Below are 24,960 nucleotides of genomic sequence, written 5' to 3'. Positions count from 1 at the left end.
ATGAGCGATAACAACAACAGAGAGGTTTCCATGACCCATATTGTCGGCTGTATTGATGGCTCCCGCGCCGCACCCGCCGTCTGTGACTACGCGGCCTGGGCAAGCAGGCGCATGGAGGCACCGCTGATGTTCTTCCATGTACTGGATGACAGCCGTTACCCGGTGGAGCCCGACATGGCCGGCAACATCGGCCTGGGTACACGCGAATACCTGATGGAGGAGCTGGCGGAGCTTGACGAGAAGCGCTCCAGAATCGCCATGGAACAGGGCCGGCACATGCTTGAGGCCGCCGCGGAACGGGCCCGGGAAGCGGGCATCGAGGAAGTGCACCAGCGCCAGCGCCACGGCGACCTGCCCCAGTGCCTTCTCGACATCGAGAGCGATATCCGCCTGCTGGTCATGGGCATCCACGGCGAAAGCAGCTCCGAGCGGGACATTCACATCGGCAGCCAGCTGGAAACCGTGATCCGCAGCCTCCACCGGCCGGTTGTACTGGTGCCCGACGAATTCAAAGAACCCCAGAGCGCCATGCTGGCCTTTGATGCCAGTCCCACCGCCTTTGCCGGCGTCCGGTTGCTCGCCAGCAGCCCGGTATTCAGGGACTTCCCGCTGCACCTGGTGATGGTGGGGCCAGATACGGCGGACAAGTGGGAACAGCTCAGGGCGGCGGAATCAATGCTGGCCGAGGCAGGCTGCGAGGTGCACCTGGCCATCCGTGCCGGGGACGTTGAGAAGGCACTGCATGCGTACCAGGAGGAGAACAGCATTGACCTGCTGGTCATGGGCGCTTACGGGCATTCGCGGATCCGCCAGTTCCTGGTGGGAAGCACCACCACCAATATGCTCAAGACCACACGAACGCCACTGGTAATCCTGCGCTGAACCCTATTTCCTGAGGTGGCGGTTCAGGGTTCCGGCCGCCACGGAAACGCTGCGGTAACAGAGGCTCGAGATACGATGGTGAAGCACCCGCACCGGCTCGCTCACGGGCTGGGTCACCGGGATCCGGGACAGCACGTCAAAGCTCTCATCGGCAATGGACAGATGCACACGCTCGATCGTCAATACGCTGTGCTCAAGCCCAACTGTCACTATATCTGCCACACCAAGCCACCAGTTGTCCGGCTGTTGTTCATTCCGTTCATCACTCATGTGAGCCATTCCTTTAATTGCGCCGCCACACGCGGCTCGTGGGTCAGTTGAATATGATGGATACCGGGAAAGTTGGCAACGCCGGCCAGGGCCCAGCCGGAGCGTTCCTGGCCCCGGGCACTGGATTCATGGACCAGGGCATCACCGAAGAGCGTATTCACGGGATGGTCCTCGCGCTCCGACAGGAGCCCGGAGATCACATAGTGGGCAGCACCCGGCAACAGCGGCGGCTCCTCCACATCCGGCGCAACAACCTCGCCTCTTGAGAGGTTGCGTATCCCTTCGCTGCGCAGGTCAATGAACTCGCCCACCGCCTTGAGATAGTCCCGGGGCATGCGGTTCATGGTGTCCGCCAGGGCATGCGCGCCGCGGGCCAGCCAGGAACCATCATGGGGGGAGCCAATATAGATGCAGCTCGAGACCCGGTGCGTCCACTGGTGCCCCTGGTGGCGGCCATGGAAGCAGGCGCTGCGGATCAGCAGCCCGCCCATGCTGTGCCCGATCAGGATCAGGTTCTCCACGGCCTCGGGCCATTGCTCGACCAGCGCTTCCAGCGCCTCGGCGAGAGCCTCGCCGTTGCGGTAAATGGGGAGACCGCTGTTGTAACGCAGGCTCAGGGGCGTGGCATCCAGGTCAGCCGCCAGCTCGGTGGCATAATCAACACCCGGCTGGTCCGGGTAGTGCCAGACGGATTCAAGCTCGGTCAGGCCATGGATGAGTACAATCAGGTTGGGCTTGGCCGCCTGCGGCGCCGCTGGATCCAGGGCCTCCCCCCGGTGGCGGAAGTGCATGGGGACGGCGAGCGGATTGTCGCGCGCTTCCAGCCAGTCGCCCAGAATGCCGCTGGCAATGGCCGAGGCATAATCCTGCCAATGGGGTTTGGTCGCCGGTTCCGACATGCTGCACTCCTTGTTTATGATCAACCAGTGTACAGCAGTTTCACGGCCGGGTACTGACCCAAGTGGTCACACCCATCGGCAAAAGGGTCATTCGTCGAGCTTCAGGGTATCCAGGGTATAGGTACGGATTTCGCGCAGCAGCGCCTCGTCGTCGATCAGCGATCGTCCGTGGGACGGGATGATCTCCTTGAGGCGACGGGTCCAGTCGCCGGAGTCGCTCATCTTCTCCGGGAAGCAGCGCTGCAGCACATCGATCATGGCGTTGGCCGCCGTTGAGGCGCCGGGAGAAGCCCCGAGCAGCGCCGCGAGGGAGCCATCGCTGGCCGCCACCACCTCGGTGCCAAACTGCAGGACCCCACGGCCCTGGGCATCCTTCTTGATGACCTGGACCCGCTTGCCCGCATGCTGGAGCGTCCAGTCGTGGTACTTCGCCCGGGGATAGTAGTTGCGCAGGGAATCAATTCGCTCTTCCGGGGACTGGAACACCTCGCCGATCAGGTAGCGCGTCAGGTCCATGTTGCTCATGCCGGCCCCGAACATGGAACTGAAATTGCCACTGCGCACGGAGGAAAACAGGTCGAGAAACGAGCCCGCTTTCTGGAACTTGGTCGTGAACCCGGCAAAGGGGCCAAACAGCAGCGCCGGCTCGCCGTTGATGATGCGGGTATCGAGATGCGGCACCGACATGGGCGGAGCACCAACCGGGGCCTTGCCGTAGACCTTGGAGTTGTGCCGTTCGACCACCTCCGGCTTGCGGCACACCAGCCACTGGCCGCTGACCGGAAAGCCGCCGAACCCCTTGCTTTCGGGGATACCGGTTTTCTGCAACAGCGGAAGGGCGCCGCCACCGGCGCCAATGAACACAAAGTCCGCGCGTAGCTTGCGGCTCTCACCGGTTTTCCCGTTACGGGTTGAGACGCGCCAGCGCCCGTTTTCGTTCTGGTTGAACGACGTTACCGGATGGTTGAGCAGCAGTTCGAAATTGGGTTTGCTCTCAAGGTAGGCGACCAGGGCCCGGGTCAGGGACCCGAAATCCACGTCCGCCCCGTAGCGAACCCGCGTGGCGGCCACTTTCTCCATGGGATCGCGCCCATCGGTAATGAGCGGCATCCAGTCTTCCAGGACGCGGGGGTCCTCGGTGAATTCCATGTCCCGGAACAGGTGGTGGGCGCTCATCATCTGATGGCGCTTCTTCAGGAAGGAAACGCCCTCCTCGCCCCAGACAAAGCTCTGATGGGGCGTGGGATGGATGAAGTCACGCGGGCTCAGTTCGCCCTTCCTGACCAGGTAGGACCAGAGCTGGAGCGAGACCTCGAAGGCCTCATTGATCTGCTGAGCGCGCTCAATACTGACGTTGCCGTGCTCGTCCTCCGGGGTATAGTTCAGCTCACAGTAGCCAGCATGGCCGGTACCGGCGTTGTTCCATCCGTCAGTGCTCTCATGGGCAACATGGTCGAGCCGCTCGACCAGGGTGATATGAAGGGAAGGATCAAGCTCGCGCAGGATAACCCCGAGCGTGGCGCTCATTACGCCCCCGCCTACCAGAACTACATCCGTCGTGGTCGTCATAGAACCGCATTCCTCAACCGTTGGGCAGACACGGGGCCGAATTCTAACAGACTCAAAACGTGATTGCGTCGTGGTTTCGCAGTGACAGACAGACACAATGTGGTTACGAAGTTACCGTATGACAAGGTAAACCCACGCGCGAGAATAGTCGTACTGTATTAACCGAGCATTCAGAAAGAGGTCGACATGCCGGTCAGCGAAGAAACCAAAGAGCGGGTTCAGGGGTACAGCATCGTGCGTATCACTGAAACCAACAACGACGGCGATGTGACCATGGAAACCTTTGCTCTCGCCCATGAGTCCGGCGGCCAACTCGATGAGTTCGCCGACTACCTGGATGCGGTGAAAGCCCTCAACCGGCTCCTGTTCCCACTGCCGGGTCTGCCGGAAGTGCCCCTGCACCGGACAGGGTAAGCCCCGGCAATAATGGAGAAAGCCCGGCTGTCAGGCCTTGCCCTGCTTCTCCAGCGTATCAGCCTGAAGAATCTCCACCCAGTACCCATCCGGATCCCGCACAAAGGCCAACCCCTTCATGTTGCCGTCATCGGGCCGCTTGATGAAATCCACACCCAGGCTCTCAAGACGCTGCGCCGCTGAGTGGACGTCCGGCACAGTGATTCCGATATGCCCATAACCCTTGGGCTCCTCGTTGCCGCTGTGGAACTGCAGCTCCGCCTTCTGCTCGTCACCCCAATTGTGGGTAAGCTCCAATAGCGCTTCACGTCCGAAATTGAAGGTAGTCCGTTTGGCATCCTCCGAGGGCACCGCCGCCGCTTCCCGGTCACTGAGATAGCCCAGGAAGTAGAGACTGAACTGCATTTCCTCGAAGTCCAGCCGCCGGATCAGGCGCATTCCCAGCGCGCGGGTATAGAAATCCAGGCTGCGCTCCGGATCCTTGATGCGGACCATGGTGTGGTTGAGCTTGTAATGATGGGTTTCGGCATCGGGCTCATGACAGAGGCCGGGCGCTTCATCGAAATGCTGCGGCATAAGGGATTCTCCTTGATTGACCAGATACAGATCCCAGAGCCGGGATCATGGTGCTGCAAAGACTAGGGAGGATAAAAAGCGGATACCAACAAAAACGGCACCCCGAAGGGTGCCGTTTTCGCTACTACAGTCAGACTTCGGTTTTAGAAGTTGTGCTGCAGTGCGACCAGGGCGACTGTTGAGCTTGAGTCCTGAGCGTTGTCGTACTGGATGTTTTCCAGCTCAAGCCGAACATCCGTCCGATCAGACAGTGCCTGCTTGATGTAGCCATAAGTGTTCAGGTCAATGTCATAGGAAGTATCACGATCGTCTGAACCGTTGGCGAAACCAAGGTGACCGCTCAGGCCATTGCCGAAGTCCATGAAGGATGCAACGGCCATGCTGTCACGGCTGTTGTCACCAGCGTCATCAATGTCGACGGTCGTATAGTTCACGGCAAGCTCAAGGGCATCCGTAACATTCCAGCGACCACCTACGTTCATGAGCGTAGGCTCCTGATTAAGAGCATTATTTGCGGCAACACCCTGGTAGTCGTTGAACTCCTGGACGAAAACCGCGTTGACACTGATGCGCTGATCAATGCTGTACTGGCCAGCAGCCTGAACAGAAGAAATACCTTCCTGATTGACTACACCAGGCGTACCTTCAGCCCCCTCGCCGACACCCAAAGTGACTTGCGCTGAGAAGGGATCAGAATGGCCCCATGCACTGCCGTATTCATAGCTGATTGCACTGCTCTGACGGAAACCGTACGCGAGCGAGTTATTCAGAACACTGCTGGTGTAATAATAGGCACCATAACCATGCACGTCAGTACGATGGGTATTCCAACCACCATACTCAAAAAGCGCCTGCCACTGGGAACCAACTTTCACTTTACCCCAGTCGCCGCCGAGTGCAGCCCAACCAAGCCGGGTGCCAACAGCATTGCCGATACCACCGCCATCTTCATCGAGCACATCGACAGTGAATTCCATATTGTAAGAAGCTGTCAGACCAGCAACAGGCAATTCCTCACTGCCCCGTACGCCAATCCGCGACTGAAGTCCGTTGCTCAGCTCAAAGTCTTTGGCATCACTCCGACCCGCACCAAAACCGTCAGTCGAGTTGGTGCCATCAACAGAGTTAAACCCGCCAAAAATCTCATTGGCTGCGACACCATCGGAATCGTTAAAGCTTTCAACACCAATATCAATCAGGCCATAAACTTCCGGCTCAGCCATAGCCGCCATGGGGGCGGCAATCAGACCACCGCTTACTGCCAGCGCCAGTACATTTTTCTTCATTGTCATGGTAATCATCCTTTCTTCGTTTTGATTTCTTCGCACGATTTTTTGGTTTTTTGTACGCCCCGCCCCCACTTGGCCGAGGATGTTAAGAGGGTAGTTCAGCAATTAAGGTTAAGCAACATTAACAATTGAGTTAATTCGATCGCAAACATTCGCTACGCAACCTAAGTATTCCTCCGTATATCAGAACCACCCGATTCCCCGTATTATTTACATAGCTGCCGGGCACGGCAGAAATAAGGCCCGACTCGCTGACACAGCGATCACTTCAAAGACTGTGAGCCGGAAACACCCCAACCCATCAACCGGAAGCCATAGGAGGCGAATCATGCGCACCAAATTAGTTAAGCAATCCGTTCGCCGCCAAGGTACTGCGCCGGTTGAAGCGACTCGTTGGGCTGAAGGAAGCCAGCGTCCCCAGAACCCCAAGATGACGCTGGAAGCCCTCACACGGCCCGCTCAAACGCGCAGCCTGAAGGCGGCGCTGCGCCAGAAGTAATCTGGACAAGCAGCCGAGAATAGGGAAGGCCAACCGGTCTTCCCTCCTATCTGTTTTTGCCCCTCTTTATTAATTCCTGATCGCATACCACTAGCCCTGATAAGGTGCCTGCGGGATCACTTTCCGGGAAGCTCCGGAGCCATGGATGGCGGAGGGCAGCGTACATGGATGTATTCATAGCGGTTCCCGGAAAGTGATCCCGCAGGCGCCTTCGCACCGAATAATCAGCCTACAAGAGTGGGATTCTCCCAAAGTCTGATTTAGCATCACCCGCTCAGAATAGCGCAAACAAGAGCCCCGAATGATCACCACCTCCGTGGACAACCCCAGACCAGGCCGCGAACTCTTCCACCTGACCTGGCCCATGCTCTTCGGCGTCCTCGCCCTGATGAGCTACCAGCTCGTCGACAGCGCCTTCATCGGCCAGCTCGGCGTCCAGCCCCTGGCCGCCCTGGGCTTCACCGTTCCCCTGCAGATGCTCATCATCGGCGTCCAGGTCGGCATCGGCATCGCCACCACCGCCATCATCTCCCGCGTACTCGGCGCAGACGACCCGGCCAGAGCCCGACGCCTTGCCGGACTGGTCGTCATCTCCGGCGCGAGCCTGATCGCCGTCCTCGCCCTCGCCATCTGGCTGGGTCGCGGGTTAATCATCCAATCACTCGGTGGCAGCGATAAGCTCATGCCCACCATCGACGCCTACTGGGCACCCTGGGTGGTCGCCGCCTGGCTCGGCGCCGTACTCTACTTCGGCTACAGCATCTGCCGCTCCCACGGCGACACCAAACTACCCGGCGCCATGATGGTCATCACCAGCCTGATCAACGTCGGACTCGACCCCCTGTTCATCTTTGTCTTCGACTGGGGCATCGCCGGCGCCGCCTGGGCCACCATCGTCGCATTCAGCACCGGTACCCTGATCGTCTACACCAAGATCCTGCGCCGCGAATGGCTGACCTTCATCCTGGATGACCTGCCCATCAAACCGGCGCTCGCCCAGCTCGGCTCCATGGCCGGCCCCGCCATGCTCAGCCAGCTCATGCCCCCCATCGCCGCCATCCTCGCAACCGGCCTCGTCGCCACCTACGGCGAAGCCGCCGTCGGCGCCTGGGGCCTTGGCACACGACTGGAATTCTTCTCCCTGGTCACCGTCCTCGCCCTGACCATGTCGATGCCCCCCATGATCGGCCGCTACGTCGGCGCCAACCGCCCCGACCGCGTCGAAGTCCTGGTCTGGCTCGCCGTGCGCTTCGTCATCGGCCTCCAACTCGGCATCGCCATCCTCTGGCTCCTTCTCTCGGGCATCCTCTCCCCGCTACTCGCCAGCGACCCGGCGGTCCAGAACCACCTCCACGACTACCTGCTCCGGGTCCCCTTGAGCTACGGCGGCCTAGGCGTCTGCATGATGATGGTCTCCAGCTGCAACGCCATGGGCCTCCCCATGCGCGCCCTGACCATCTCCATCCTCCGCCTCTTCCTCTGTTTCCTGCCATTACTCTGGCTCGGCAGCCAGATCGGCGGCCTCACGGGATTATTCACAGGCGCACTCGCCGGCAACCTCGCCGCTGGCGTGACCGCATGGATTCTCTACAAACAGGGTTTAAAGCACTTGCATCAGCAGCTTGGCAAGACGGAAGAGCAGACAGGGAAAGCATAGGAAAGGGCAGGAACAGAGGGGGTCGGGGAGGCCTGGCCGGGAAGCTCTGAGGCCATGGATGGCCGAAGCGCAGCGTACATGGACGTATTTATAGCGATTCCCGGCCAGGCCTCCCCGACCCCCGACACCACCAAAGTCAGCAGCAAAAATCTTTCAATCAGTAACTACGAGGCACTGTCTGAGGCTCCACAAACTCAAAGAGCCCCTCGAGCCCCCCTTCACGCCCAATACCAGACAACTTCATCCCCCCAAAAGGCGCCTCCGGCGTAGGCCCAGTCCCCGTATTCCAGCCCACATGCCCAAACCGCATCGCCGGAATCATCCGCTGCGCCCTCGTCTCATCCTGCGTAAACAGATAGGACGCCAACCCGTAATCCGTATTGTTGGCCGCCGCCAGAACCTCATCCTCGGAATCAAAACTCACCATCGGAATAAAGGGCCCGAAGGTCTCCTCCTGGCAGCACGCCGCCTCCGACTGCACCCCGGTTACCAGGGTCGGAGGGTAGAACAGACTCCCGGACTCGGGCAGCGTATCCGGATGGGCGCCCGCCTTCAGGGTGCCCCCTTTCGCCAGCGCGTCCTGAACATGCCGGCGCACCTTATCGAAACCAGCCTGGTTAATCAGTGGGCCAATATCCGTGCCTTCCTCCATGCCATCACCCACCTTCAGGGCCTCGACCCGCTCGGCGAGCTTATCCGCAAAGGTCTCGAAAATGCCGGACTGCACATAGACCCGGTTGGCACAGACGCAGGTCTGGCCACCACCCCGGAACTTGTTACCGATAAGCTGGGTGATGGCGTCGTCCACATCCGCGTCATCAAAGATGATAAAGGGCGCGTTACCGCCCAGCTCCAGGGAAAGCTTCTTCACGCGCCCCGCGGTCTCGCGAACCAGGTGCTGGCCAACCGGCGTGGAGCCCGTAAAGCTCAGCATGGTCACCTCGGGATGCTCACAGAGCACATCCCCGATGGGCTTGGGCGGCCCCATGACCAGGTTGATCATCCCGGCGGGCAGTACATTGCGGTCATGGATGGCCCTGAACGCGGCGATCATGGTCAGTGGCGTGTCCTCGGCCGGTTTGATTACGCTGGGGCAGCCACCGGCCAGCGCGGCGGACAGCTTCTTGGCGATCATGCCGATGGGGAAGTTCCAGGGCGTAATCAGCCCGGCAACGCCAATGGGCCGATAATGCACCGTCCAGGCACAGTCCTTGGGCGTCTCGGGAATGGTATGGGAATCCAGGTGGTCGATATAGCGGGCGCAGTAGTCGAAAAAGCCGGCGGCATAATCCACTTCCCCTACGGCCTCCTTCAGGGGCTTGCCGTGCTCCAGGCACAGGATACGCCCGATTTCATCCTTTTCCGCCTTGAGCGCATCGCGCACGCCTTCCAGCCAGCCACGGCGTTCGGCCAGGGTTGCCGGCTCCGAGAGGCGCAGCGCCTTGCTGGCGGCGGCAACCGCTTCCCGGGTTTCCGTCGCACCCATGGTTTGGACTCTAGCGAGTTCCTCGCCCGTGGCGGGGTTCACCACCGGGAAGGTTTCAGACGCATTCGCTCCCACCCAGTTGCCGCCAATATATCCTTCGGTGCGTTCCAGCAAAGGCGATTCCATCATGCTCTCCCCATTCCGACTGTGATCGGCACCGCTTCTGGTGCCGTAGTGTTACTGCGACTATAACAATGGGCCGACTTCCTGACACCCCGGGAATTTGTGAGCTTTATTCTACAACATTGTCTATAGTAATAATCCGTAGACCGTACGCGGGTAGCCATTGCTTCAGTGAGCTAGTAGTCTCGCGCCCGGTACGTGAAATTCATGTCATTAAACATGGAAGGAGCAAGAAGATGTATCGGAAAATTCTGGTCCCCGTCGACCTTGCCCATCTGGATTCACTGGAACGAGCGCTGCAGGTGGCTTCGGATCTGGGTCGGCATTACGAAACCGAAGTCTGTTATATCAGCGTTACCCAATCCGCGCCGAGCAGTGTTGCCAAGTCACCCGAGGACTACGAGCAGAAACTCGAGGCCTTTGCCAACGAGCAGGCCAAAACCCACGGTCGCCCCGTATCGGCCAAGGTCCTGGTTTCAGCAGACCCGGCAGTGGAGCTGGATGATAAACTCATCCATGCCATTGATGACGTAGGTGCGGACCTGGTGGTCATGGGGACCCATCACCACGGCAAGCATGACATCATCATGCCCTCCAACGGCAGCCACGTTGCCAAGGAGACCAACGCATCGATCTTCCTGGTGCGCCCCTGAACCCGAGCTTCTGAGACCTTATTAACGTCCCAAAAAACGTAAAACGGAGCGTTCTCTATGGCGACGCAAGATCCAAACAAGTCGAATGACAGCAGCGAGGGCGTCGATGGCGTCCCGGCCCCCGAGGGCCCTGCCAACCTGATCGATACGGATTACCAGATCGGTCAGGACAACTATTCCGGGCGTATTGGCGGTATCGAGATCGACCTGCATGGCAAGGTCTTTGCGATATCATCCATTGCCATACTTTTCTTCGTGGTGATTACGCTGGCGCTGCAGAACCAGGTAGCGCCCGTATTCCAGGGTATCTTCGATTACCTGACGACGAACCTGAGCTGGGTTTTCCTGCTTGGAACCAACATCTTCCTGATCCTGTGCATTGTCCTGATTTTCACGCCTCTTGCTAAGGTAAGACTCGGTGGTGCCAAGGCCACGCCCGATTTCTCCTACCTTGGGTGGTTCTCGATGCTGTTTGCTGCAGGCATGGGTATCGGCCTGATGTTCTACGGCGTCTCCGAACCGGTTACCCACTACGGGACCTCGATAGCCGGCACAACCGTCGAAGACGGTGTCAGGACCGACTGGGCACCCCTCGGCGGGGCCGAAGGTAATGAGGAAGCGGCACAGCGCCTGGCGATGTCGGCCAGCATCCTTCACTACGGCCTCCATCCCTGGGCAATGTACGGCATAGTGGCGCTAGCACTGGCATTGTTCTCGTTCAACAAGGGGCTGCCACTGACGGTGCGCTCGATCTTCTATCCAATCCTCGGAGAACGGATCTGGGGTTGGCCAGGGCACATCGTGGATATCCTGGCGGTTTTCGCGACGCTCTTTGGACTGGCGACGTCACTGGGTCTCGGCGCATCCCAGGCAGCGGCAGGTCTGTCACACCTCTTTGGCATTCCCAACGGGGATCCAACCAAGGTATTCCTGGTTATGGGGATCACTGCCGTGGCCCTTGGCTCCATTCTGTTGGGTGTCGACAAGGGGGTAAGGCGTCTCTCCGAGATCAACCTGGTTCTTGCGGCCCTGTTACTGCTGTTTGTGATCATAGTAGGTCCGACCCTGTTGATCGCAACGGACTTTTTCAAGAATCTCCTTGCCTACTTCCAGAATCTGCCGGCACTGTCCAACCCCTTCGGCCGTGAAGACGCGAACTACAGCCAGGGCTGGACCGCCTTTTACTACGCCTGGTGGATTGCCTGGTCCCCATTCGTTGGCATGTTCATCGCACGGGTAAGCCGCGGACGTACCGTACGCGAATTCCTGGTCGCGGTTCTTCTTATCCCCTCGGCCGTGTCCGTTCTCTGGATGACCGCGATGGGCGGTACCGCGCTGGAGCTCTACCTGGGGCAGGGTGTTGAGAGCATCAAGGATTCCGCGCTCGAACTGCAGCTCTTCATGATGCTGGAGCAGTTGCCGCTGGCGGCCATTACCTCCTTTATCGGGATCACACTGGTGCTCGTATTCTTCATCACCTCGTCGGACTCAGGCTCACTGGTAATCGATACCATTACGGCCGGCGGCAAGGTGGACGCGCCAAGGTCCCAGCGTGTGTTCTGGGCGATTATTGAGGGTGCCATCGCGATTGCCCTGCTCCTCGGCGGCGGTCTGGAGGCGCTTCAGGCCATGGCCGTATCCTTTGGATTGCCATTCACTGTGATACTTCTGGCCGGGTGCTATTCGATCGTGAAAGGTCTGATGAGCGAGCCAAAGACGCAGTAAAACGGATAACCATCCGGAAACAGAAAGGGCGGCCTTCGGGCCGCCCTTTTTTATGCCTGTTTGCCGGCTAGACCCAGAGTTTCTTCACGGGTGTATCCGGTGAAAAACGATGGGCAACCTGTGCCTGCAGAAGTTCGGCGGTGGCCAGCGCATCAGTGAGGGCGTGGTGGCCACGATAGAACGGAAGATTGTAGCGCTCCCGGCTCTCGTGGAGGCGGATCGACTGGGGCTGGCCCCCGAACCACTTGTTCAGCCGGGCACGGAAGGATTGGCGCTGCCAGCGCGCCTCCAGCACCATGGTATCGATCATCGGAAACATCAGACTCTCCCCCAGGCGAACCTTCACCGACTCGTTCAGGAACCGGCGTTCAATCGGGTGATAGTGGACTACCGGCAGGAAGCCCGTCAGGTGCTCGAGGAGTTCCCCGAGTACATTATTGAGATCCGGCGCACTGGCGATTTCCGAATGGGTAATATGATGGATCAGAACCGACTCCTCCCTCAGGAGGCGGCGCGGGCGCACAACCCGGTAATAGCTGCGGCCACTCTGGATACGGCTGATCGTGAACGGCACCATGCCGATGCTGACAATCGCATGGCGATTGACGTCCATGCCCGTGGTTTCCAGGTCAAGCGCCACCAGACGGACATTCTTCAGGGGGGTTTCCGGGTCCGGGACGCCCGCCTCAAAAAACCGCTTGAGCCGCTCATCCCGGGCTTCCCTGGCGCGCCCGGCCATATACTCCGGCCAACCGGGCTGTTCGATATTCGCAATATTACGCAATGACAGCATCGACCCGCCTCAGCCCCTGGGGCTCGGATAACGGAATTGCAGAAAGCTCTGGGCGTTACTCAGCACCTGGAAAGCATCCTTGAGGTTGTGGCGTTCACTATTGGATACGTCCGCCGGCTCAATGTTGTTGTCGGGGTTCCGTCCCGCCTCCACGTCGTAGAGGTGATGCCAGATACGCGCCATGGACATGAACTCCAGTGCATAGCGGATTTTCTCAACGGCATTGGGCGTCAGCAGCTGGGTCTGGGCAATATCATCCAGGCGGTCAAAGGAATTCTGGGCCCGCGACCCGCAGGCCAGGGCGTGAATCCGGATCAGGTCGACCATGGGGGCGGTGCCACGACGCTTGATGTTGATCGACCGGTTTTCCTTCCCGCTTTTCTCCATGACGAAGGTCCGGAAAAAGCCCAAAGGGGGCGTGCGGTTCAGGGCATTGCGCGCCATGGCCGCCAGGAACCGCTCAGACAGTGGGGCCTTGTTGACGATCAGATCCTCGAGCTCCTCTACCAGTCTCTCGTCCCCGTAGACCGCGTCCAGATCAAAGAAGATATTGCAGTGGAGCAGACTCTCGGACGTTGGGTTATCAATCCATTCGGTAAAATAACGGCGCCAGATTTTCTGCGGCTGACGCCACTGATCATTGGTCGCCATGATGTTGCCGCTGCAATAAGCGTAGCCACAGGCGGCAAGGCCATCGGAGGCACGTTTCGCCAGTGTTTTGAAGTACTCACCGTGCTGCTCCGGGTCATAGTCATTGCTTAGCACCATGGCGTTGTCCTGGTCCGTAACCAGGGTCTGCTCATCCCGCGCCATGGACCCCAGGACCATGAAGGCATAGGGCACGGGCGGCGGCCCCAACTCCTCCTCGGCAAGCTCCAGGATACGCCGGGCAAAGCTCCGGCCGATGGCCGACAGGGCCGTACCGATCACCTTGGAGTCGGATCCATCACGGACCATGCGCTCGAAAGCCGTCTGAACTTCGTGCTTGAGACTGACGAGGCCGCGCAGGCTGCTCTGGTTGAGGATGCTGCCGACCAGATAGAGACTGCTCTGGGTCTCGTAACGGATAATATCGGACAGGTGCAGAAGCCCCACGGGGCGGCGCCGGTGCAGGATGGGCAGGTGCTGCACGTTGTTCCTTAGAATGGACAGCATCGCCTCCTGGACGGTCTCGTCGGACTGGATCGTGATCAGTTCCCCGCTGTGCAGCGTGGCGATGGATTCATCCGGGGACAGCCCCTCGGCGACCAGGCGCTGGCGCAGATCCGCATCCGTCAGTATCCCACACAGGGCCCACTGGCGCCCGTCCGCTCCCGTATAGATCGCCATGCTCGCATCCTCGGCGGGCTCCACAATCAATGCCGCCGAGACATTCTCCCTGGTCATTCGGGTGGCGGCATCACGGGCGGTGGCGTCGGATTCGATCAGCAGCGGCAGCCTGCTGATCACCTTGCGCACCCGGGTGCTCATCAGGTCATTGCGCTTGTGCTGGGCTTCCACCGTGGCCTGCAGCCGGGGCTTTTCCACCTCCACGAATTCCGCAAAGTTGTCGTCCTGCTCGCAGAGACGGTAAAAGATGCTGTCCGGAATGTAATAGATCAGGGTGTCTTCCATGGCCCTGGCAGGGAAGCGCACCCGGTTGTTCCGCAGCAGGTTGAAGTGACCAAAGATGTCGCCCTCACCCAGACGATTATAGAGCTCATCGTTGCGGCGGTAGATCTCGACGGCGCCGCTGCGGATGTAACACAGGTCATGGATCTCCCGGTCGGCCTCAAGAATCATTGAGCCGGCCTTGAAGTAGGCCACGTCCACCTCGCTGGCCAGCTTGTCGAGAAGGGCGTCATCCAGTTCATCGAATGGCGGGAAGCGGGCCATATGGTCCCGTATTTCAAGCAGTTCCGCGTTCATGAGCCCTCCTGGCGAAAATGTCTGATGTAAGGATGGGCCATGGCCCTGGCGGGCGCAATCAGGGCGAGCCGAAATCACTCGGGAGGGATCCGCTCCACAAGGAGATCCCTGAGCAATTCCGCCTCATCGTCCGGGAGCCTCCTGGCCAACAGCAGTCGACGTTTCCCGTCCTGAAGGAGCAGATCGGACAGCCCGGAAAGCGCCGCAGGCTTGAGGGTCAGCTGGTCCCTGCTGGCAAGCTGACCCTGGCGGGCAAACAGGGGCCGGCCAAACCAGCGGGTGATGACGCGGACGTCGCGCCCCTGCAGCTCGAAGTGCAGGGACTGCCCATGGCGATAGAGAGAACGGCCACCAAGCCCCAGGCCGGCAAGCAGCAACACCCAGGCACCAAAACCCTCCAGCGCCATCCCCGCAATGATCAGCAGGAGAGCACCCGCCATGCCAAAGCGGGCACTCCACGAATCCGGTCCGGCCGGATCATCGACAACCAGACCCTGGTCGTCCCCGCTGAGTGTCAGCCGCTGCCTCAAGCGCGCTGAGGCGGACGACGCGTCCTCCATTACCGATTCATTGGATTGCCGCTGCTCCTGCGTAAGCGGTACCTCCATGGTCTGCAGGCCTGGCTTCACGATCAGCCTGAATCCCTGGGAAGCCGCCTGTCCGCCAACAACGCCGTCAACGGTCAGCGTCCAGTAGTGGTGGCAGTGCCAATCCGTGGCATCGAGTTCCGGGCTGGGCTCGGTGGGGGACAGATGACCCGGTGGCGTAAAGCAGAATCCCAGGGCTCCCGATTCGGGGTCGGCAAACAGGAGGCGGGTCTCCTGCCAGACGCATTCCCGCTGATGTTCGATGATCTGGCTGCGCTGGCGCTCACACAACCGTATGCAGGCCAGGGTTACGGTGGCATCCGTAATCGCAAGGGCATCCCCGGGCGGTCGCAGCCACCCCCCCACCTCGCCGCCCAATGCACCGGGGGCGGGGTCCTGATCCAGCGTGAGGCCAGGCGAACGCGGCAACGGAGTCCGATTCCGCCAGGCACGCCATCCGGCAACAAACGCCAGCAACAGAAGCCCAACGCCAGGCAGGGGGTTGTAAACAGTAACCAGCCCCCCCATAACTGCTGATACAAGGGCAACGATCAGCCAGGCCCGCAGGATGCGTGATGAGGTGTCCTGGTGGGATTTTTGCGGCAAATGACAATCCTCTGAAATGGCGGGAAAAACGGGCTGATTCACTATGCCATAACCACCCCGGTTACTGAACCGGGGTCGAGTTCCCCCGTAAATGCGTCTATGCTTGGAGGTGAGTCCTGATTCATAACCTGACCCGACAGGGGGAGGTGCCTGTGACCGATCTGATGCACGATGCCATCACCATCGCCCAGGCGAGCATCCTGGGCGAGTACGATGTACCGCCAACGGCTGTAGTGCTGGCCAACGACAACAATGTGCAGCTTGTACTCGGCGGATTTCAGGACGAATCCGACGCAACCAGCTGGCAGGACGCGCTCCGGGCCATCCGGGAAGAGCTGGATGCACCCGCAGTCATGCTGTATTTCTCCGCGTGGACAACCATCCAGCGCGACGGTGAAGACCATTCACTGGATACTCTCATCGTGCAGGTAGGCACCCCCGGATGCCTTTTCTTCCGTGCCTATGAGCAGATCCGCAACCCGGGACAGGGGGTGGTCACCGAGCTCCGGGAATTGACCCAGCTGCGTGAAGAGGCGGACCCGGAAACGGATACCCCGATGCAGCCGAGTCTGGGCAATGTGTTCGCGCCGGCGACCGAGTCGTTCAGGGAATCCAGCACCTATCTGGACCTGATTGACAGCGTGTCTGAAAAACTGGATGAAAAGTCCATGTTCGCGGATGAAGTCCGAACCCACCTTCACTGAAGAGAAGTGCAAGGCGAGCGGAATGTGGGTCTTCCATTTTTGAATGATAATCTTTATCATTCGATACGGTTGATCCGCTTTCGTATTGCCATGGCTGCCCCAACATATGTCCGAGTCCGAACCAAGCATTTCCGCGGTCGCTGGCCCGATCCACGAGCTCCTGGCCATGGGCGGCCCCGTTATGGCCATACTGCTGGGCCTTTCCGTCATCGGCCTGGCCACGGCGCTTTACGCCCTGATCATCGGCGTTCTCCAGGCTCCCCGGGCATCCGGCAAGGTCTACAGGGCTGTCGATCAATGGTGTGACGGCGACGCCCATTCGGCCCAGCGCTCACTCACCAGCATGCGCAACCCTCTGGCGGGCCTTCTGGCGTTTGTCATGAAGCAGCGACTCGCCGGTGAGACGGAAACCAACCTGCGTGACGAGGTGGGAAGACGCGCACAGCGACTGATCATGCCCTTCGAGTCGCCTCTGAAGATTCTTGAAGTCATTGCGGCCCTGGCGCCACTGCTTGGCCTGCTGGGGACCGTCATGGGCATGATGACCGCGTTTGACGCCATGGCCAGTGCCCAGGGTCAGGCCAATCCCAGCGAGCTGAGCGGTGGCATCTACGAAGCGCTGTCCACCACCGCGATGGGCCTGGCCATTGCCATTCCCTTCGCCGCGGTTGCCGCCTGGATGGAATTCTGGCTCCGGCGCGCGCAGCAGCGCATCAACGACCTGCTGGTCCGGGTTTTCCGCCGCGAACTTCCGGATACAGAGCAGCAAACCGCACCGGCACCGGAAAAGGAACTGACCGGGGACAGCAGCGCTGAACCGGTTGCCAGGCGCCATGCAATGGCTTGAACCCCGTGCGGCGAGACGGATGCCCATCCGTCTGACGCCGCTGATCGACGTCGTCTTCATCCTCTTGCTTTTCTTCATGCTCAGCTCGCGTATGGAGCCCATGGGCCTGCTTGAACTCGAAACACCCGCACCACAGGCGGCAAGCGAGCCGAACCAGGAGCCGGCGGAACTCCACCTCACTGACAGCGGCCTGGAATGGAACGGCTCAAGGGTCGACCCGGACGGCGCCAGGACCCGCCTGACCGGGTACAGCGGCGATACCGTGATACTGAAGACCAGCCCATCAACGCCTCTGGGCGAATTCACCCGCTGGCTTGGTCACATTGAATCCGCTGGCCTCAACCCTGCCTGGAAGCGGAACCAGAAGGACGCAGGTGAAGCCCCATGATGCCCAACCCCTTCTTCCCGGAGCAGGACACCGGCGGGTCCCTCACGGAACGCCTTGAGGAAGGGCTGCTTCCGCTGATTAACGTGGTGTTCCTGCTGCTGATGTTCTTCCTGATCGCGGGCATCATCCTCCGGGACGAGATACCACCATTGCCGGGGTCCCAGGCCGAAACCAGCGACCAGCGCCCCAACATTGACCTGGTGGTGGAAAGCGATGGCAGCCTGCGCTTTCACGGCGAGGCGATTGCGCGAACGAAGCTCGCAACAGCCCTGCCGGATTACAACCCGGAGCAACGACTGCGCCTGGGGGTGGAGCGGGATCTATCCATGGGCGAACTCGAAGCGCTGTTCGACAGACTCGCGGACGCGGGGCATCCCGAGGTCATTCTGCTCACGGAACCCGAGTGATGATCGCTGAACACGGACAGAAACTCATCGCAGCCCTCAGCCTGGTGTTCGCCATCACGATCCATCTGGTGGTCCTGGCGGACCGGCCCATCGAAAGAGCGTCCATGCCGGGCCCCTCCAATGACCAGCGGGGCATCGTGGTCAACACACAGGCACCCCCGGCTCCCAGCGAGAGTTCAGAGACGGAACCTGAGCCCGAGCCCGAACCTGAGCCCGAGCCCGAGCCCGAGCCCGAGCCCGAGCCCGAGCCCGAGCCCGAGCCCGAACCTGAGCCTGAGCCAGAACCCGAACCTGAGCCAGAACCCGAACCTGAGCCAGAACCCGAGCCAGAACCCGAACCTGAGCCAGAACCCGAACCTGAGCCAGAGCCAGAACCGGAGCCCGAGCCGGTCGAGCCGGTCGAAACACCGGCAACCCCGGAAAAACCGGAGACGGAAGAGACGCAGGCGGACAGCGAAACGAAGCGCGATTCGGACGGCGGCAGCAACCCGGAAGCCGACAACAACAGGGAAAACGTAACCATCGGCGGTGGTGACCAGGCCGAGGAGGACGCCTACCTGGCCAGGCTGTCGCGCCATCTGGCCAAACACTATGAGTACCCGCGACGGGCACGGCGGCTGGGTCAGGAAGGAATCGTGACGCTGACGATCGGGTTCAGCCGGAATGGCTCACTCAATGACCGCGCCGTTGAGGACGGCAGTGGTCATGGCATCCTGGATGAGGCCGCGCTGGAAATGCTCCAGAGGGCCGAGCCGTTGCCGGAGGTTCCGGAGGCCATTGAAGGGGAGAGCTTTCGCCTGAAACTGCCGATCCGTTTCAGGATGCAATGAGGGGCCGCAGCCTGTGCGACCCCTCCGCAGCGGATCAGTTCAGGGTGTCGTACACCAGCCCTGAAACGCTGGACTGCTCGGAATCGCTCACCACCTGGTAGGTGTCAGCACTGCCCCAGAACTTCCACCAGGGACGTTCCTGATAGGTCTCGGTGTCGAAATTGACATCCACGCCCGAGAAGCTCAGACCGTTGTTGGCGTAAGTCAGGGTGTTGCCGGACTCGGTATTGATCACCTGCCCGTGATCAACCTTTTCCCCCATGAGGATGGGGTAATGGTTGTAATACAGTGCGTTCGGCGCATCCACGCTGGTCCGCTTGCCATCGAGCCGTACATCGCTCACGCAGCTCTCGTAGCTTCCGACCTGGGTCCCGCCGCAGGTCGAGTGAAGCGCGACCACGCCGTCGTCCTCACCCGGCAGGAAAGATCCCGTCAGCCCGTAATAGTCCGAGCCAGCACCAACAAAACGCAGGCGGGGAACGTTATTGGGCGAGATCGCCAGGTTGCGTGCAACTGCGGGCTGCAGATCGCGCAGAACACCGAGGTTATCCGGCGTTGGCTCCGTGCCGATGTAGGCTGTTACCGCCAGCTTGATCGCCTCATCACTGAAGCCATCGGCATAGGCGGCCGTTACCGCCAGATCCGCAAGCTCAGAACCACCACCGGCACCGGCGAAATCGAGAGAAGTGATGATGTTCAGCGGCTGGTAGCCGGCATTGCTGAGCCAGCGCTCCTGGTTGGCGAGAATGTAGCGACCCACCAGGTCCCCCGTGGAATGCGTCACCAGAATGCAGCCCTGGTTGCACAGGCCCTGCTGGGAGATCTCAACCATCTGCTGGAAGGCCCGCTGGGCGGTTTTGCCTTCCACACGCTCGTGGCTGCCCCAGTCAATCCGCGCCTCGGCACGGGAGGCCCAGAACGCCTGCCAGTAGGCGTCACCATTCTGATCGATTTCCTGCTGGTTGGCCGGGTTATCAGCCAGATCATCCGCCTGCAGTCCGTGAACCAGTATCACGTTCTTGCCGGCAAGTTGCGCATGTGCCGTGCCGGTCGCGATGACCAGCAGGCACAGTGCCATCAGTTTCAGGCTTTTCATGATGTTTCCTCCGTTATTGTTGTCGTCATGGCCCTGTTGTGTTTGTTCCTTCCCTGGTCGCACCGTCGCGGAGCGCCCGGCTAGAGCTCCTCCGCGGCTTTGCGGAGGAATTCAAGCCGGGCCTCGCGCATCGGATCTTCATAGGTGGTATCGCTGTACTCATCGAAGGAAGCACCCTCGACGTTAAAGCGCTTCTCAAGGCGGGGGCCGTAGCTGGTACGATCGCCGGGGTGGGCGGGCAGCTTTCTGAGCCTCAGGTCGCCCAGCTCATAGGGCCCCTCGTTGCCCTTGGCCTCCAGGGCCTGGCGGTGGATGCGCAGTTTCGTGCCGTTATCAAATCCAGACAGGCGTGCTTCATGCTCAATATGGATGAGAGGCTCGCCATCCCGGGAATACAGGTTGCCGGAAATGGCGTAGTCGCCCTCACCGTCGACATCCACCTCCACCGGGATGATCAGATGCGCCCCCTCAACCCTCGCATCCCCCACGGACGCCACCTCGCCCACGGGGTCGTTGTAACGAAGCGGTGCCACGGCATCCACGTCCTGGCCCCGGAACGACCCGGAAACCATCACCATCAGTTCCACCGGCCACTCGGACGCTTCTGACCCGGAAGGCCGGATCACGAGTTCGTACTCACCATCGCTTTCGGCCTCCAGAGATTGCCGGTACAGGGACTGCCCCGCGGGATCCCTGACGCTGACTTCATTGACCGTGAGATCCGCGGCCGCATCGCCAGAAACGGTAGCCGTTCCCAGGATGGGGTTGCCCTTTTCGAAATGGAGTTGTTCAAGTTCCACGGAGAGGCGCGCGGTATCGCCGCCATCCGACACAGGCGTTACGACCGGCGAGTACTGGTTGTACGCGTAGTCCTGAAGGTGTTCTTCGCTGATGGGAAAGGAATAGGCGGGATACTGCGACCCCGCTTCGTAGGCATCCGCCACGCGGGCAAACTCATTGGCGATCTGGCGCTCCGGGCCGGGAGGTTCCGCCTCCGCCGGTTCCGCCGCCTGCTGCCCGGTTGGGGGCTCCGGGGCGGGGACGGTTTCACGGTTCCCGGCATGCGTGCCTTGGTCGTCAGGGGGAGTGCCGGTTACCCAGTAAAGACCCAGTACGGACCCGCCCAGCACGGCAACAACCGCGATGCTGGCCATTTTCCAGCCGCTCATAGTAATCCCGTCTTGCTGTCATTGTTGTTATTACGGTCGCAGGAGTTGCTCTAAACATGAACGACCGTTCATATGTCTGACAGTAAAACAGACGGGCTGGCGTGTGTAACGTTTTTTAACAATCTGGGACAGGGATCACAGCTCAGATCGTGAATGTCGCCTTGAACCGGCTAACCCATTCGGGTACCCCTTCGCTCGCCGGCTTTCGGAGGACGCGGGCACCGGGGAGATGCATGCGTTCATCCGGGTCCACTACCGTGATCGGCACCCCGGGCTGAGCAAACTGCACCAGTGATGCCGCCGGGTAGACCCCCAGCGAGGATCCAACCACCAGCAGATGGTCCGCACGGCTGACCAGGGTCGCAGCCTCTTCCATGGCGGGCACAGGCTCGCCGAACCAGACCACGTTGGGCCGCAGCGGGTAACCGTAACTGCAGGTCCAGTCCGGCGTCAGATCCCGCTCGCCGAGGTGGATTACCTCGGAGGGATCGACATGGCTGCGCGCTTCGAGGATGCTGCCGTGCAGGTGCAGCACATGACCGGACCCGGCCCGCTCATGCAGGTCGTCCACATTCTGGGTGACCACGCTGACCCGGCAGCGACGCTCCAGTTCCACCAGCGCCTGATGCCCCGGATTGGGGGCCGCCTCCAGCACCTGGCGACGGCGCTGGTTGTAGAATTCGCGCACCTGCGCCTGGTTACGGGCCCAGGCTTCCGGCGTCGCCACGTCCTCAATATCAAACTGCTCCCACAGGCCACCCTTATCCCTGAATGTGGACAACCCACTTTCGGCGCTGATGCCGGCGCCGGTCAGTACCACAACGTGTTCCGAGAGCTTGAACGAGTCAGACTGCTGTCGTTTACCCCACCACATAGCGGTTTACCCAGTCATTTATTGTTGAAATTCCAAGTTCCCACCCATTGATAATGCCTGATCCAAACCCGCTTTGCAGCCATCCCGCTTGGAGGGGCCCTTCGCTTCTGCAAGAATAGAGATGGCGAATTGACACCAACCCTACACAGTCGAGTGACATCATGAACGCAAACAGCAGTGCGCCCCACAGCACCGGTCTCATTCGGATGATCCTCGGACTGATGCTGGTTCTTGCTCTTACCGGTTGTGCCCGATATGCCACAACCGACTTTGACAGCAATGCCCGCTTCGAGACGTACGAGCATTACCGCTTCGCTGAGCGCGAGGAAGGATCGGTACAGAGCCTTGATGCAGCCCGGATTGAGCGCGCACTGGAGAAGGAACTGGAAAAGGAGGGCTTTGTCCGAGCGGAGGCCGGGGCGTCACCCGCGCTGACCGTCCGTTACCGCATCGAGCAGGAACGCCGCCTGGAATCCCGGGGGCCCAATTTCGGGCTGGGTTTCGGCTTCGGCAGCAACCCCTTCACCTTTGGAATGGCGCACAGCCCTGTGGAGTCCCGGGAAATCAAGGAAGGCCAGCTGGTTGTGGAACTTGTGGACCCGCAGGCGGAGCAGGTTGTCTGGCAGGGCAGGGCCGCCCGCAACCTGACGGACAGCATGACTGCGGATCAGCGCCAGACGCTGATCAATCGGGTGGTCAGGGCGATGTTTGAACAGTATCCCCCTGAATAACCCCGTAATCGACCATTAGCTGCTCAAATTCAGTAATGGGTTGCGGCCGGGCCAGCAGGTAGCCCTGGATCCAGTCGCACCCGACCTCTTCCAGAATGGCTCTCTGGGCCTCTTCCTCGATTCCTTCACCGACAACCTTGATCCTGAGGGTATGGGCGAGCTGAATGATGCCCGCCACCAGGTCGCGGTCCCGGGTGCTTTCCACAATGGGATCCACGAAGCTCTTGTCGATCTTGAGAATGTCCGGGGCAAACTCGCGCAGGTAGTTCAGGCTTGAGTAGCCCGTCCCGAAATCATCGATGGCAATCCGCACGCCAATAGCCCTGAGTCCCTCGAAGAGCCGCCGTGCATGGGTCGGCTCCTCCATCAGCGAGGTTTCCGTAAGCTCCAGTTCCAGCATACCGGGCGGCACATCATAGGCTTCCATCAACCGCTCCGTCTCTGAAAGCAGGTACTCATCGCTCAGCTGCCGGGCAGAGATATTCACCGCGACGGAGAAATCCTCGGGCAACCCCTGTTCCCGCCAGCCCCGTATGGAACGACAGGCCTGCTCAATAACGAAAATCCCGACTTCCGCGATCAGGCCGGTTTCCTCGAGCAGCGGAATGAACTCGCCCGGCGAAACCATTCCCCGTTCCGGGTGCTGCCAGCGGAGCAGGCACTCAGTGCCGTTCATGCGCCGGCCACAGGCACTGAACTGTGCCTGATAATGCAATTCGAACTCCTGACGCTTGACCGCCTGGTGTATATCCGCTTCCAGACGCAGGCGTTCCGGGCTTGATTCGTCCTGACTCTGGTGGAAATAGCACCACTGATTACGTCCGGAGCGCTTGGCGCTGTACATAGCCACATCGACACTTCGCATGAGGTTCTCGACGTCGCTGCCATCGGCCGGGAACAGGGCAACGCCGATGCTCAGCGTCATGAAGGAGCTCTCATCCTGAATCCGATAAGGGCGGGAAAGGCTATCGATCAACTCCCGGATCAGCGCTTCGCGATTTTCGCAGTCGCGTTTCCGCGAGAGAAGGATGGCGAACTCATCACCCCCCAGCCGCGCGATAAACCCGCGCTGCTCCATGACCAGATGCAGACGTCTGGAAACCTGGCGAAGCAGTTCGTCGCCGGCACTGTGCCCCAGAGAGTCATTGATGTTCTTGAAGCGGTCCAGGTCGATCAGCAGTAACGCAAACTGCCCGTGATTCGCCATGGAATCATGGCATTGCTGTTCCAGCCGTTCATGGAAGTAATAGCGGTTCGGCAGCCCGGTCAGGCGATCATAATGAGCCGCCTCATGGAGTGCTTCCTGCTGGTAGCGCTGCTCGGTAATATCCTCGACAACACCAATCAGCCGCTCAAGGCTGTTGTTCTCGCAGCATATCGGATAGGTCCGTTCCTGAACCCACCGCCAGGCACCATCCGCCCTTTGGATCCGATACTGCTGGCTGATGGTCTGGTAATGGGTACGGCTGTACCGTAATCCCTCAAGCACGCGTTTACGATCCTGGGGGTGGATGGAATTCAGCCAGAGATTGGGATCGTCAAGAATGGAGTCGACCGACTCCCCCCATATCGTCTCGAAGGCAGGGCTGACGTAGCTGAGTTTCTCCCTCGACGGATCCCAGATCCAGAACACCTCCGGAATGTACTGCGCCATCTCCGAGAAGCGGGTCTCACGCTCCTCGACTTTTCGGTTGATCACCGCAATGGCGTGGTAAAGGCTGCGCATGGCGACATACAGCGCCAGGGCTGTGACGCCAATAAAGGTAATGCCTTTCCAGGTCTGGATCACTCCGAGGAGGTCAGGGTTTGAGACCAGCGTTTCAGCCCAGTAATCACTGGACAGGATCCACAGGACCCCGACCATCGCATAAAGCAATGCAATAAGCAGCGGCCCACGCCTGAGCAGCACCGGCCAGTGGCTGAGCGGATCGCGCGCCTCCTGTGCCTCACGCCGGGTCCGTTCCTTCATTGCAGCTCC

Annotated in this window: 25 protein-coding genes; 12 read left to right on the top strand and 13 right to left on the bottom strand. The window is 60.3% G+C overall.

Features of this window, described 5'->3' with window-relative positions; translation table 11 throughout:
- On the top strand, window positions 1-882 hold the full coding sequence (locus DES49_RS01475) for a universal stress protein (RefSeq protein WP_243864805.1): 882 nt from the start codon (window positions 1-3) through the stop codon (window positions 880-882).
- Between the two features lie 3 nt (window positions 883-885).
- On the opposite strand, the gene DES49_RS01470 is transcribed toward DES49_RS01475, so the two are convergent.
- The 3 genes from DES49_RS01470 to mqo all read right to left on the bottom strand — a co-directional run bounded on the left by DES49_RS01470 (window position 886) and on the right by mqo (window position 3,620).
- Window positions 886-1,152 (bottom strand): hypothetical protein, encoded by a 267-nt coding sequence (locus DES49_RS01470; protein WP_133734605.1) that lies wholly within the window; start codon window positions 1,150-1,152, stop codon window positions 886-888.
- On the bottom strand, window positions 1,149-2,051 hold the full coding sequence (locus DES49_RS01465; protein ID WP_133734604.1) for an esterase/lipase family protein: 903 nt from the start codon (window positions 2,049-2,051) through the stop codon (window positions 1,149-1,151). Before DES49_RS01465 ends, DES49_RS01470 begins: the two co-directional genes overlap by 4 nt.
- A gap of 87 nt (window positions 2,052-2,138) precedes the next feature.
- Window positions 2,139-3,620 carry a malate dehydrogenase (quinone) gene (mqo, locus tag DES49_RS01460; protein ID WP_133734603.1) on the bottom strand — a complete coding sequence of 494 codons (1,482 nt, stop codon included), beginning with the start codon at window positions 3,618-3,620 and terminating at the stop codon, window positions 2,139-2,141.
- A gap of 186 nt (window positions 3,621-3,806) precedes the next feature.
- Between mqo and DES49_RS01455 the strand changes: the two genes are divergently transcribed.
- Window positions 3,807-4,034, top strand: a complete 228-nt coding sequence (locus DES49_RS01455) for a hypothetical protein (protein WP_133734602.1) — start codon at window positions 3,807-3,809, stop codon at window positions 4,032-4,034.
- A 30-nt stretch (window positions 4,035-4,064) separates the two neighbouring features.
- Here DES49_RS01455 and gloA read toward each other — a convergent pair whose 3' ends face one another.
- Together gloA and DES49_RS01445 are read right to left on the bottom strand one after the other, a co-directional pair.
- Window positions 4,065-4,610, bottom strand: coding sequence for a lactoylglutathione lyase (gene gloA / locus DES49_RS01450; protein ID WP_133734601.1), 546 nt, complete (start codon window positions 4,608-4,610; stop codon window positions 4,065-4,067).
- Window positions 4,611-4,753: 143 nt separating this feature from the next.
- Window positions 4,754-5,902 carry a porin gene (locus DES49_RS01445; RefSeq protein WP_166645953.1) on the bottom strand — a complete coding sequence of 383 codons (1,149 nt, stop codon included), beginning with the start codon at window positions 5,900-5,902 and terminating at the stop codon, window positions 4,754-4,756.
- Window positions 5,903-6,227: 325 nt separating this feature from the next.
- Between DES49_RS01445 and DES49_RS15440 the strand changes: the two genes are divergently transcribed.
- Complete coding sequence (locus DES49_RS15440; RefSeq protein WP_166645952.1) at window positions 6,228-6,398, top strand: hypothetical protein; 171 nt, start codon at window positions 6,228-6,230, stop codon at window positions 6,396-6,398.
- A 301-nt stretch (window positions 6,399-6,699) separates the two neighbouring features.
- Window positions 6,700-8,055, top strand: coding sequence for an MATE family efflux transporter (locus DES49_RS01440; RefSeq protein WP_243864804.1), 1,356 nt, complete (start codon window positions 6,700-6,702; stop codon window positions 8,053-8,055).
- Window positions 8,056-8,212: 157 nt separating this feature from the next.
- Here DES49_RS01440 and DES49_RS01435 read toward each other — a convergent pair whose 3' ends face one another.
- Complete coding sequence (locus tag DES49_RS01435; protein ID WP_133734599.1) at window positions 8,213-9,670, bottom strand: NAD-dependent succinate-semialdehyde dehydrogenase; 1,458 nt, start codon at window positions 9,668-9,670, stop codon at window positions 8,213-8,215.
- A 230-nt stretch (window positions 9,671-9,900) separates the two neighbouring features.
- Here DES49_RS01435 and DES49_RS01430 point away from each other — a divergent pair, with 230 nt between their 5' ends.
- Both DES49_RS01430 and DES49_RS01425 read left to right on the top strand, forming a co-directional pair.
- Complete coding sequence (locus DES49_RS01430; protein ID WP_133734598.1) at window positions 9,901-10,317, top strand: universal stress protein; 417 nt, start codon at window positions 9,901-9,903, stop codon at window positions 10,315-10,317.
- 57 nt (window positions 10,318-10,374) lie between these two features.
- Window positions 10,375-12,042, top strand: a complete 1,668-nt coding sequence (locus DES49_RS01425) for a BCCT family transporter (protein WP_133734597.1) — start codon at window positions 10,375-10,377, stop codon at window positions 12,040-12,042.
- 67 nt (window positions 12,043-12,109) lie between these two features.
- Here the strand turns inward: DES49_RS01425 and DES49_RS01420 are convergent, their stop codons facing one another.
- The 3 genes from DES49_RS01420 to DES49_RS01410 all read right to left on the bottom strand — a co-directional run bounded on the left by DES49_RS01420 (window position 12,110) and on the right by DES49_RS01410 (window position 15,936).
- Entirely contained in the window at window positions 12,110-12,835 is a 726-nt protein-coding gene (locus DES49_RS01420) for a 3'-5' exonuclease (RefSeq protein WP_133734596.1), read from the bottom strand.
- Window positions 12,836-12,844: 9 nt separating this feature from the next.
- Window positions 12,845-14,743: a DUF294 nucleotidyltransferase-like domain-containing protein gene (locus DES49_RS01415; RefSeq protein ID WP_133734595.1), complete on the bottom strand. Its 1,899-nt coding sequence runs from the start codon at window positions 14,741-14,743 to the stop codon at window positions 12,845-12,847.
- A gap of 74 nt (window positions 14,744-14,817) precedes the next feature.
- A complete protein-coding gene (locus DES49_RS01410; RefSeq protein ID WP_133734594.1) occupies window positions 14,818-15,936 on the bottom strand; it encodes a hypothetical protein in 1,119 nt (372 codons plus the stop codon).
- 152 nt (window positions 15,937-16,088) lie between these two features.
- Between DES49_RS01410 and DES49_RS01405 the strand changes: the two genes are divergently transcribed.
- The 5 genes from DES49_RS01405 (at window position 16,089) to DES49_RS01385 (ending at window position 19,112) form a co-directional block, all read left to right on the top strand.
- The gene (locus tag DES49_RS01405; protein ID WP_133734593.1) at window positions 16,089-16,640 is read left to right on the top strand and encodes a hypothetical protein; all 552 of its coding nucleotides are present in this window, start codon (window positions 16,089-16,091) and stop codon (window positions 16,638-16,640) included.
- A gap of 106 nt (window positions 16,641-16,746) precedes the next feature.
- Window positions 16,747-17,487, top strand: a complete 741-nt coding sequence (locus DES49_RS01400; protein WP_166645951.1) for a MotA/TolQ/ExbB proton channel family protein — start codon at window positions 16,747-16,749, stop codon at window positions 17,485-17,487.
- A gap of 19 nt (window positions 17,488-17,506) precedes the next feature.
- Window positions 17,507-17,875, top strand: coding sequence for an ExbD/TolR family protein (locus DES49_RS01395; RefSeq protein WP_243864802.1), 369 nt, complete (start codon window positions 17,507-17,509; stop codon window positions 17,873-17,875).
- Window positions 17,872-18,282, top strand: a complete 411-nt coding sequence (locus DES49_RS01390) for an ExbD/TolR family protein (RefSeq protein ID WP_133734591.1) — start codon at window positions 17,872-17,874, stop codon at window positions 18,280-18,282. Before DES49_RS01395 ends, DES49_RS01390 begins: the two co-directional genes overlap by 4 nt.
- The gene (locus tag DES49_RS01385; protein ID WP_133734590.1) at window positions 18,282-19,112 is read left to right on the top strand and encodes an energy transducer TonB; all 831 of its coding nucleotides are present in this window, start codon (window positions 18,282-18,284) and stop codon (window positions 19,110-19,112) included. The genes DES49_RS01390 and DES49_RS01385 overlap by 1 nt, the downstream gene beginning before the upstream one ends.
- A 34-nt stretch (window positions 19,113-19,146) precedes the next feature.
- Here DES49_RS01385 and DES49_RS01380 read toward each other — a convergent pair whose 3' ends face one another.
- The 3 genes from DES49_RS01380 to DES49_RS01370 all read right to left on the bottom strand — a co-directional run bounded on the left by DES49_RS01380 (window position 19,147) and on the right by DES49_RS01370 (window position 22,251).
- Complete coding sequence (locus DES49_RS01380) at window positions 19,147-20,208, bottom strand: hypothetical protein (protein WP_243864800.1); 1,062 nt, start codon at window positions 20,206-20,208, stop codon at window positions 19,147-19,149.
- 80 nt (window positions 20,209-20,288) lie between these two features.
- A complete protein-coding gene (locus DES49_RS01375) occupies window positions 20,289-21,377 on the bottom strand; it encodes a hypothetical protein (RefSeq protein WP_133734589.1) in 1,089 nt (362 codons plus the stop codon).
- A gap of 142 nt (window positions 21,378-21,519) precedes the next feature.
- Window positions 21,520-22,251 carry an SIR2 family NAD-dependent protein deacylase gene (locus DES49_RS01370; RefSeq protein ID WP_133734588.1) on the bottom strand — a complete coding sequence of 244 codons (732 nt, stop codon included), beginning with the start codon at window positions 22,249-22,251 and terminating at the stop codon, window positions 21,520-21,522.
- Between the two features lie 161 nt (window positions 22,252-22,412).
- On the opposite strand from DES49_RS01370, the gene DES49_RS01365 reads away from it, so the two are divergent.
- The gene (locus tag DES49_RS01365) at window positions 22,413-22,982 is read left to right on the top strand and encodes a DUF4136 domain-containing protein (RefSeq protein ID WP_133734587.1); all 570 of its coding nucleotides are present in this window, start codon (window positions 22,413-22,415) and stop codon (window positions 22,980-22,982) included.
- On the opposite strand, the gene DES49_RS01360 is transcribed toward DES49_RS01365, so the two are convergent.
- Window positions 22,948-24,951, bottom strand: a complete 2,004-nt coding sequence (locus DES49_RS01360) for a putative bifunctional diguanylate cyclase/phosphodiesterase (protein ID WP_133734586.1) — start codon at window positions 24,949-24,951, stop codon at window positions 22,948-22,950. The genes DES49_RS01365 and DES49_RS01360 overlap by 35 nt on opposite strands.
- Window positions 24,952-24,960: the final 9 nt, after the last annotated feature.

The sequence above is a fragment of the Halospina denitrificans genome (assembly GCF_004364635.1).
Taxonomy (GTDB): domain Bacteria; phylum Pseudomonadota; class Gammaproteobacteria; order Pseudomonadales; family Oleiphilaceae; genus Halospina; species Halospina denitrificans.
The sequence above is the reverse complement of the archived record's forward strand: the minus strand, read 5'-3'. Positions and strand labels throughout refer to the sequence as shown.

Excerpts from the sequence above, each read along its gene's own strand:
- DES49_RS01375 (WP_133734589.1), bottom strand. The coding sequence starts at position 21,377 with ATGAGCGGCTGGAAAATGGCCAGCATCGCGGTTGTTGCCGTGCTGGGC.
- DES49_RS01370 (WP_133734588.1), bottom strand. The coding sequence starts at position 22,251 with ATGTGGTGGGGTAAACGACAGCAGTCTGACTCGTTCAAGCTCTCGGAA.
- DES49_RS01390 (WP_133734591.1), top strand. The coding sequence starts at position 17,872 with ATGATGCCCAACCCCTTCTTCCCGGAGCAGGACACCGGCGGGTCCCTC.
- DES49_RS01365 (WP_133734587.1), top strand. The coding sequence starts at position 22,413 with ATGAACGCAAACAGCAGTGCGCCCCACAGCACCGGTCTCATTCGGATG.
- DES49_RS01465 (WP_133734604.1), bottom strand. The coding sequence starts at position 2,051 with ATGTCGGAACCGGCGACCAAACCCCATTGGCAGGATTATGCCTCGGCC.
- DES49_RS01440 (WP_243864804.1), top strand. The coding sequence starts at position 6,700 with ATGATCACCACCTCCGTGGACAACCCCAGACCAGGCCGCGAACTCTTC.
- DES49_RS01435 (WP_133734599.1), bottom strand. The coding sequence starts at position 9,670 with ATGATGGAATCGCCTTTGCTGGAACGCACCGAAGGATATATTGGCGGC.
- DES49_RS01415 (WP_133734595.1), bottom strand. The coding sequence starts at position 14,743 with ATGAACGCGGAACTGCTTGAAATACGGGACCATATGGCCCGCTTCCCG.
- gloA (WP_133734601.1), bottom strand. The coding sequence starts at position 4,610 with ATGCCGCAGCATTTCGATGAAGCGCCCGGCCTCTGTCATGAGCCCGAT.
- DES49_RS01380 (WP_243864800.1), bottom strand. The coding sequence starts at position 20,208 with ATGAAAAGCCTGAAACTGATGGCACTGTGCCTGCTGGTCATCGCGACC.
- mqo (WP_133734603.1), bottom strand. The coding sequence starts at position 3,620 with ATGACGACCACGACGGATGTAGTTCTGGTAGGCGGGGGCGTAATGAGC.
- DES49_RS01455 (WP_133734602.1), top strand. The coding sequence starts at position 3,807 with ATGCCGGTCAGCGAAGAAACCAAAGAGCGGGTTCAGGGGTACAGCATC.
- DES49_RS01475 (WP_243864805.1), top strand. The coding sequence starts at position 1 with ATGAGCGATAACAACAACAGAGAGGTTTCCATGACCCATATTGTCGGC.
- DES49_RS01400 (WP_166645951.1), top strand. The coding sequence starts at position 16,747 with ATGTCCGAGTCCGAACCAAGCATTTCCGCGGTCGCTGGCCCGATCCAC.
- DES49_RS01385 (WP_133734590.1), top strand. The coding sequence starts at position 18,282 with ATGATCGCTGAACACGGACAGAAACTCATCGCAGCCCTCAGCCTGGTG.
- DES49_RS15440 (WP_166645952.1), top strand. The coding sequence starts at position 6,228 with ATGCGCACCAAATTAGTTAAGCAATCCGTTCGCCGCCAAGGTACTGCG.
- DES49_RS01470 (WP_133734605.1), bottom strand. The coding sequence starts at position 1,152 with ATGAGTGATGAACGGAATGAACAACAGCCGGACAACTGGTGGCTTGGT.
- DES49_RS01395 (WP_243864802.1), top strand. The coding sequence starts at position 17,507 with ATGCCCATCCGTCTGACGCCGCTGATCGACGTCGTCTTCATCCTCTTG.
- DES49_RS01360 (WP_133734586.1), bottom strand. The coding sequence starts at position 24,951 with ATGAAGGAACGGACCCGGCGTGAGGCACAGGAGGCGCGCGATCCGCTC.
- DES49_RS01430 (WP_133734598.1), top strand. The coding sequence starts at position 9,901 with ATGTATCGGAAAATTCTGGTCCCCGTCGACCTTGCCCATCTGGATTCA.
- DES49_RS01445 (WP_166645953.1), bottom strand. The coding sequence starts at position 5,902 with ATGACAATGAAGAAAAATGTACTGGCGCTGGCAGTAAGCGGTGGTCTG.
- DES49_RS01420 (WP_133734596.1), bottom strand. The coding sequence starts at position 12,835 with ATGCTGTCATTGCGTAATATTGCGAATATCGAACAGCCCGGTTGGCCG.
- DES49_RS01425 (WP_133734597.1), top strand. The coding sequence starts at position 10,375 with ATGGCGACGCAAGATCCAAACAAGTCGAATGACAGCAGCGAGGGCGTC.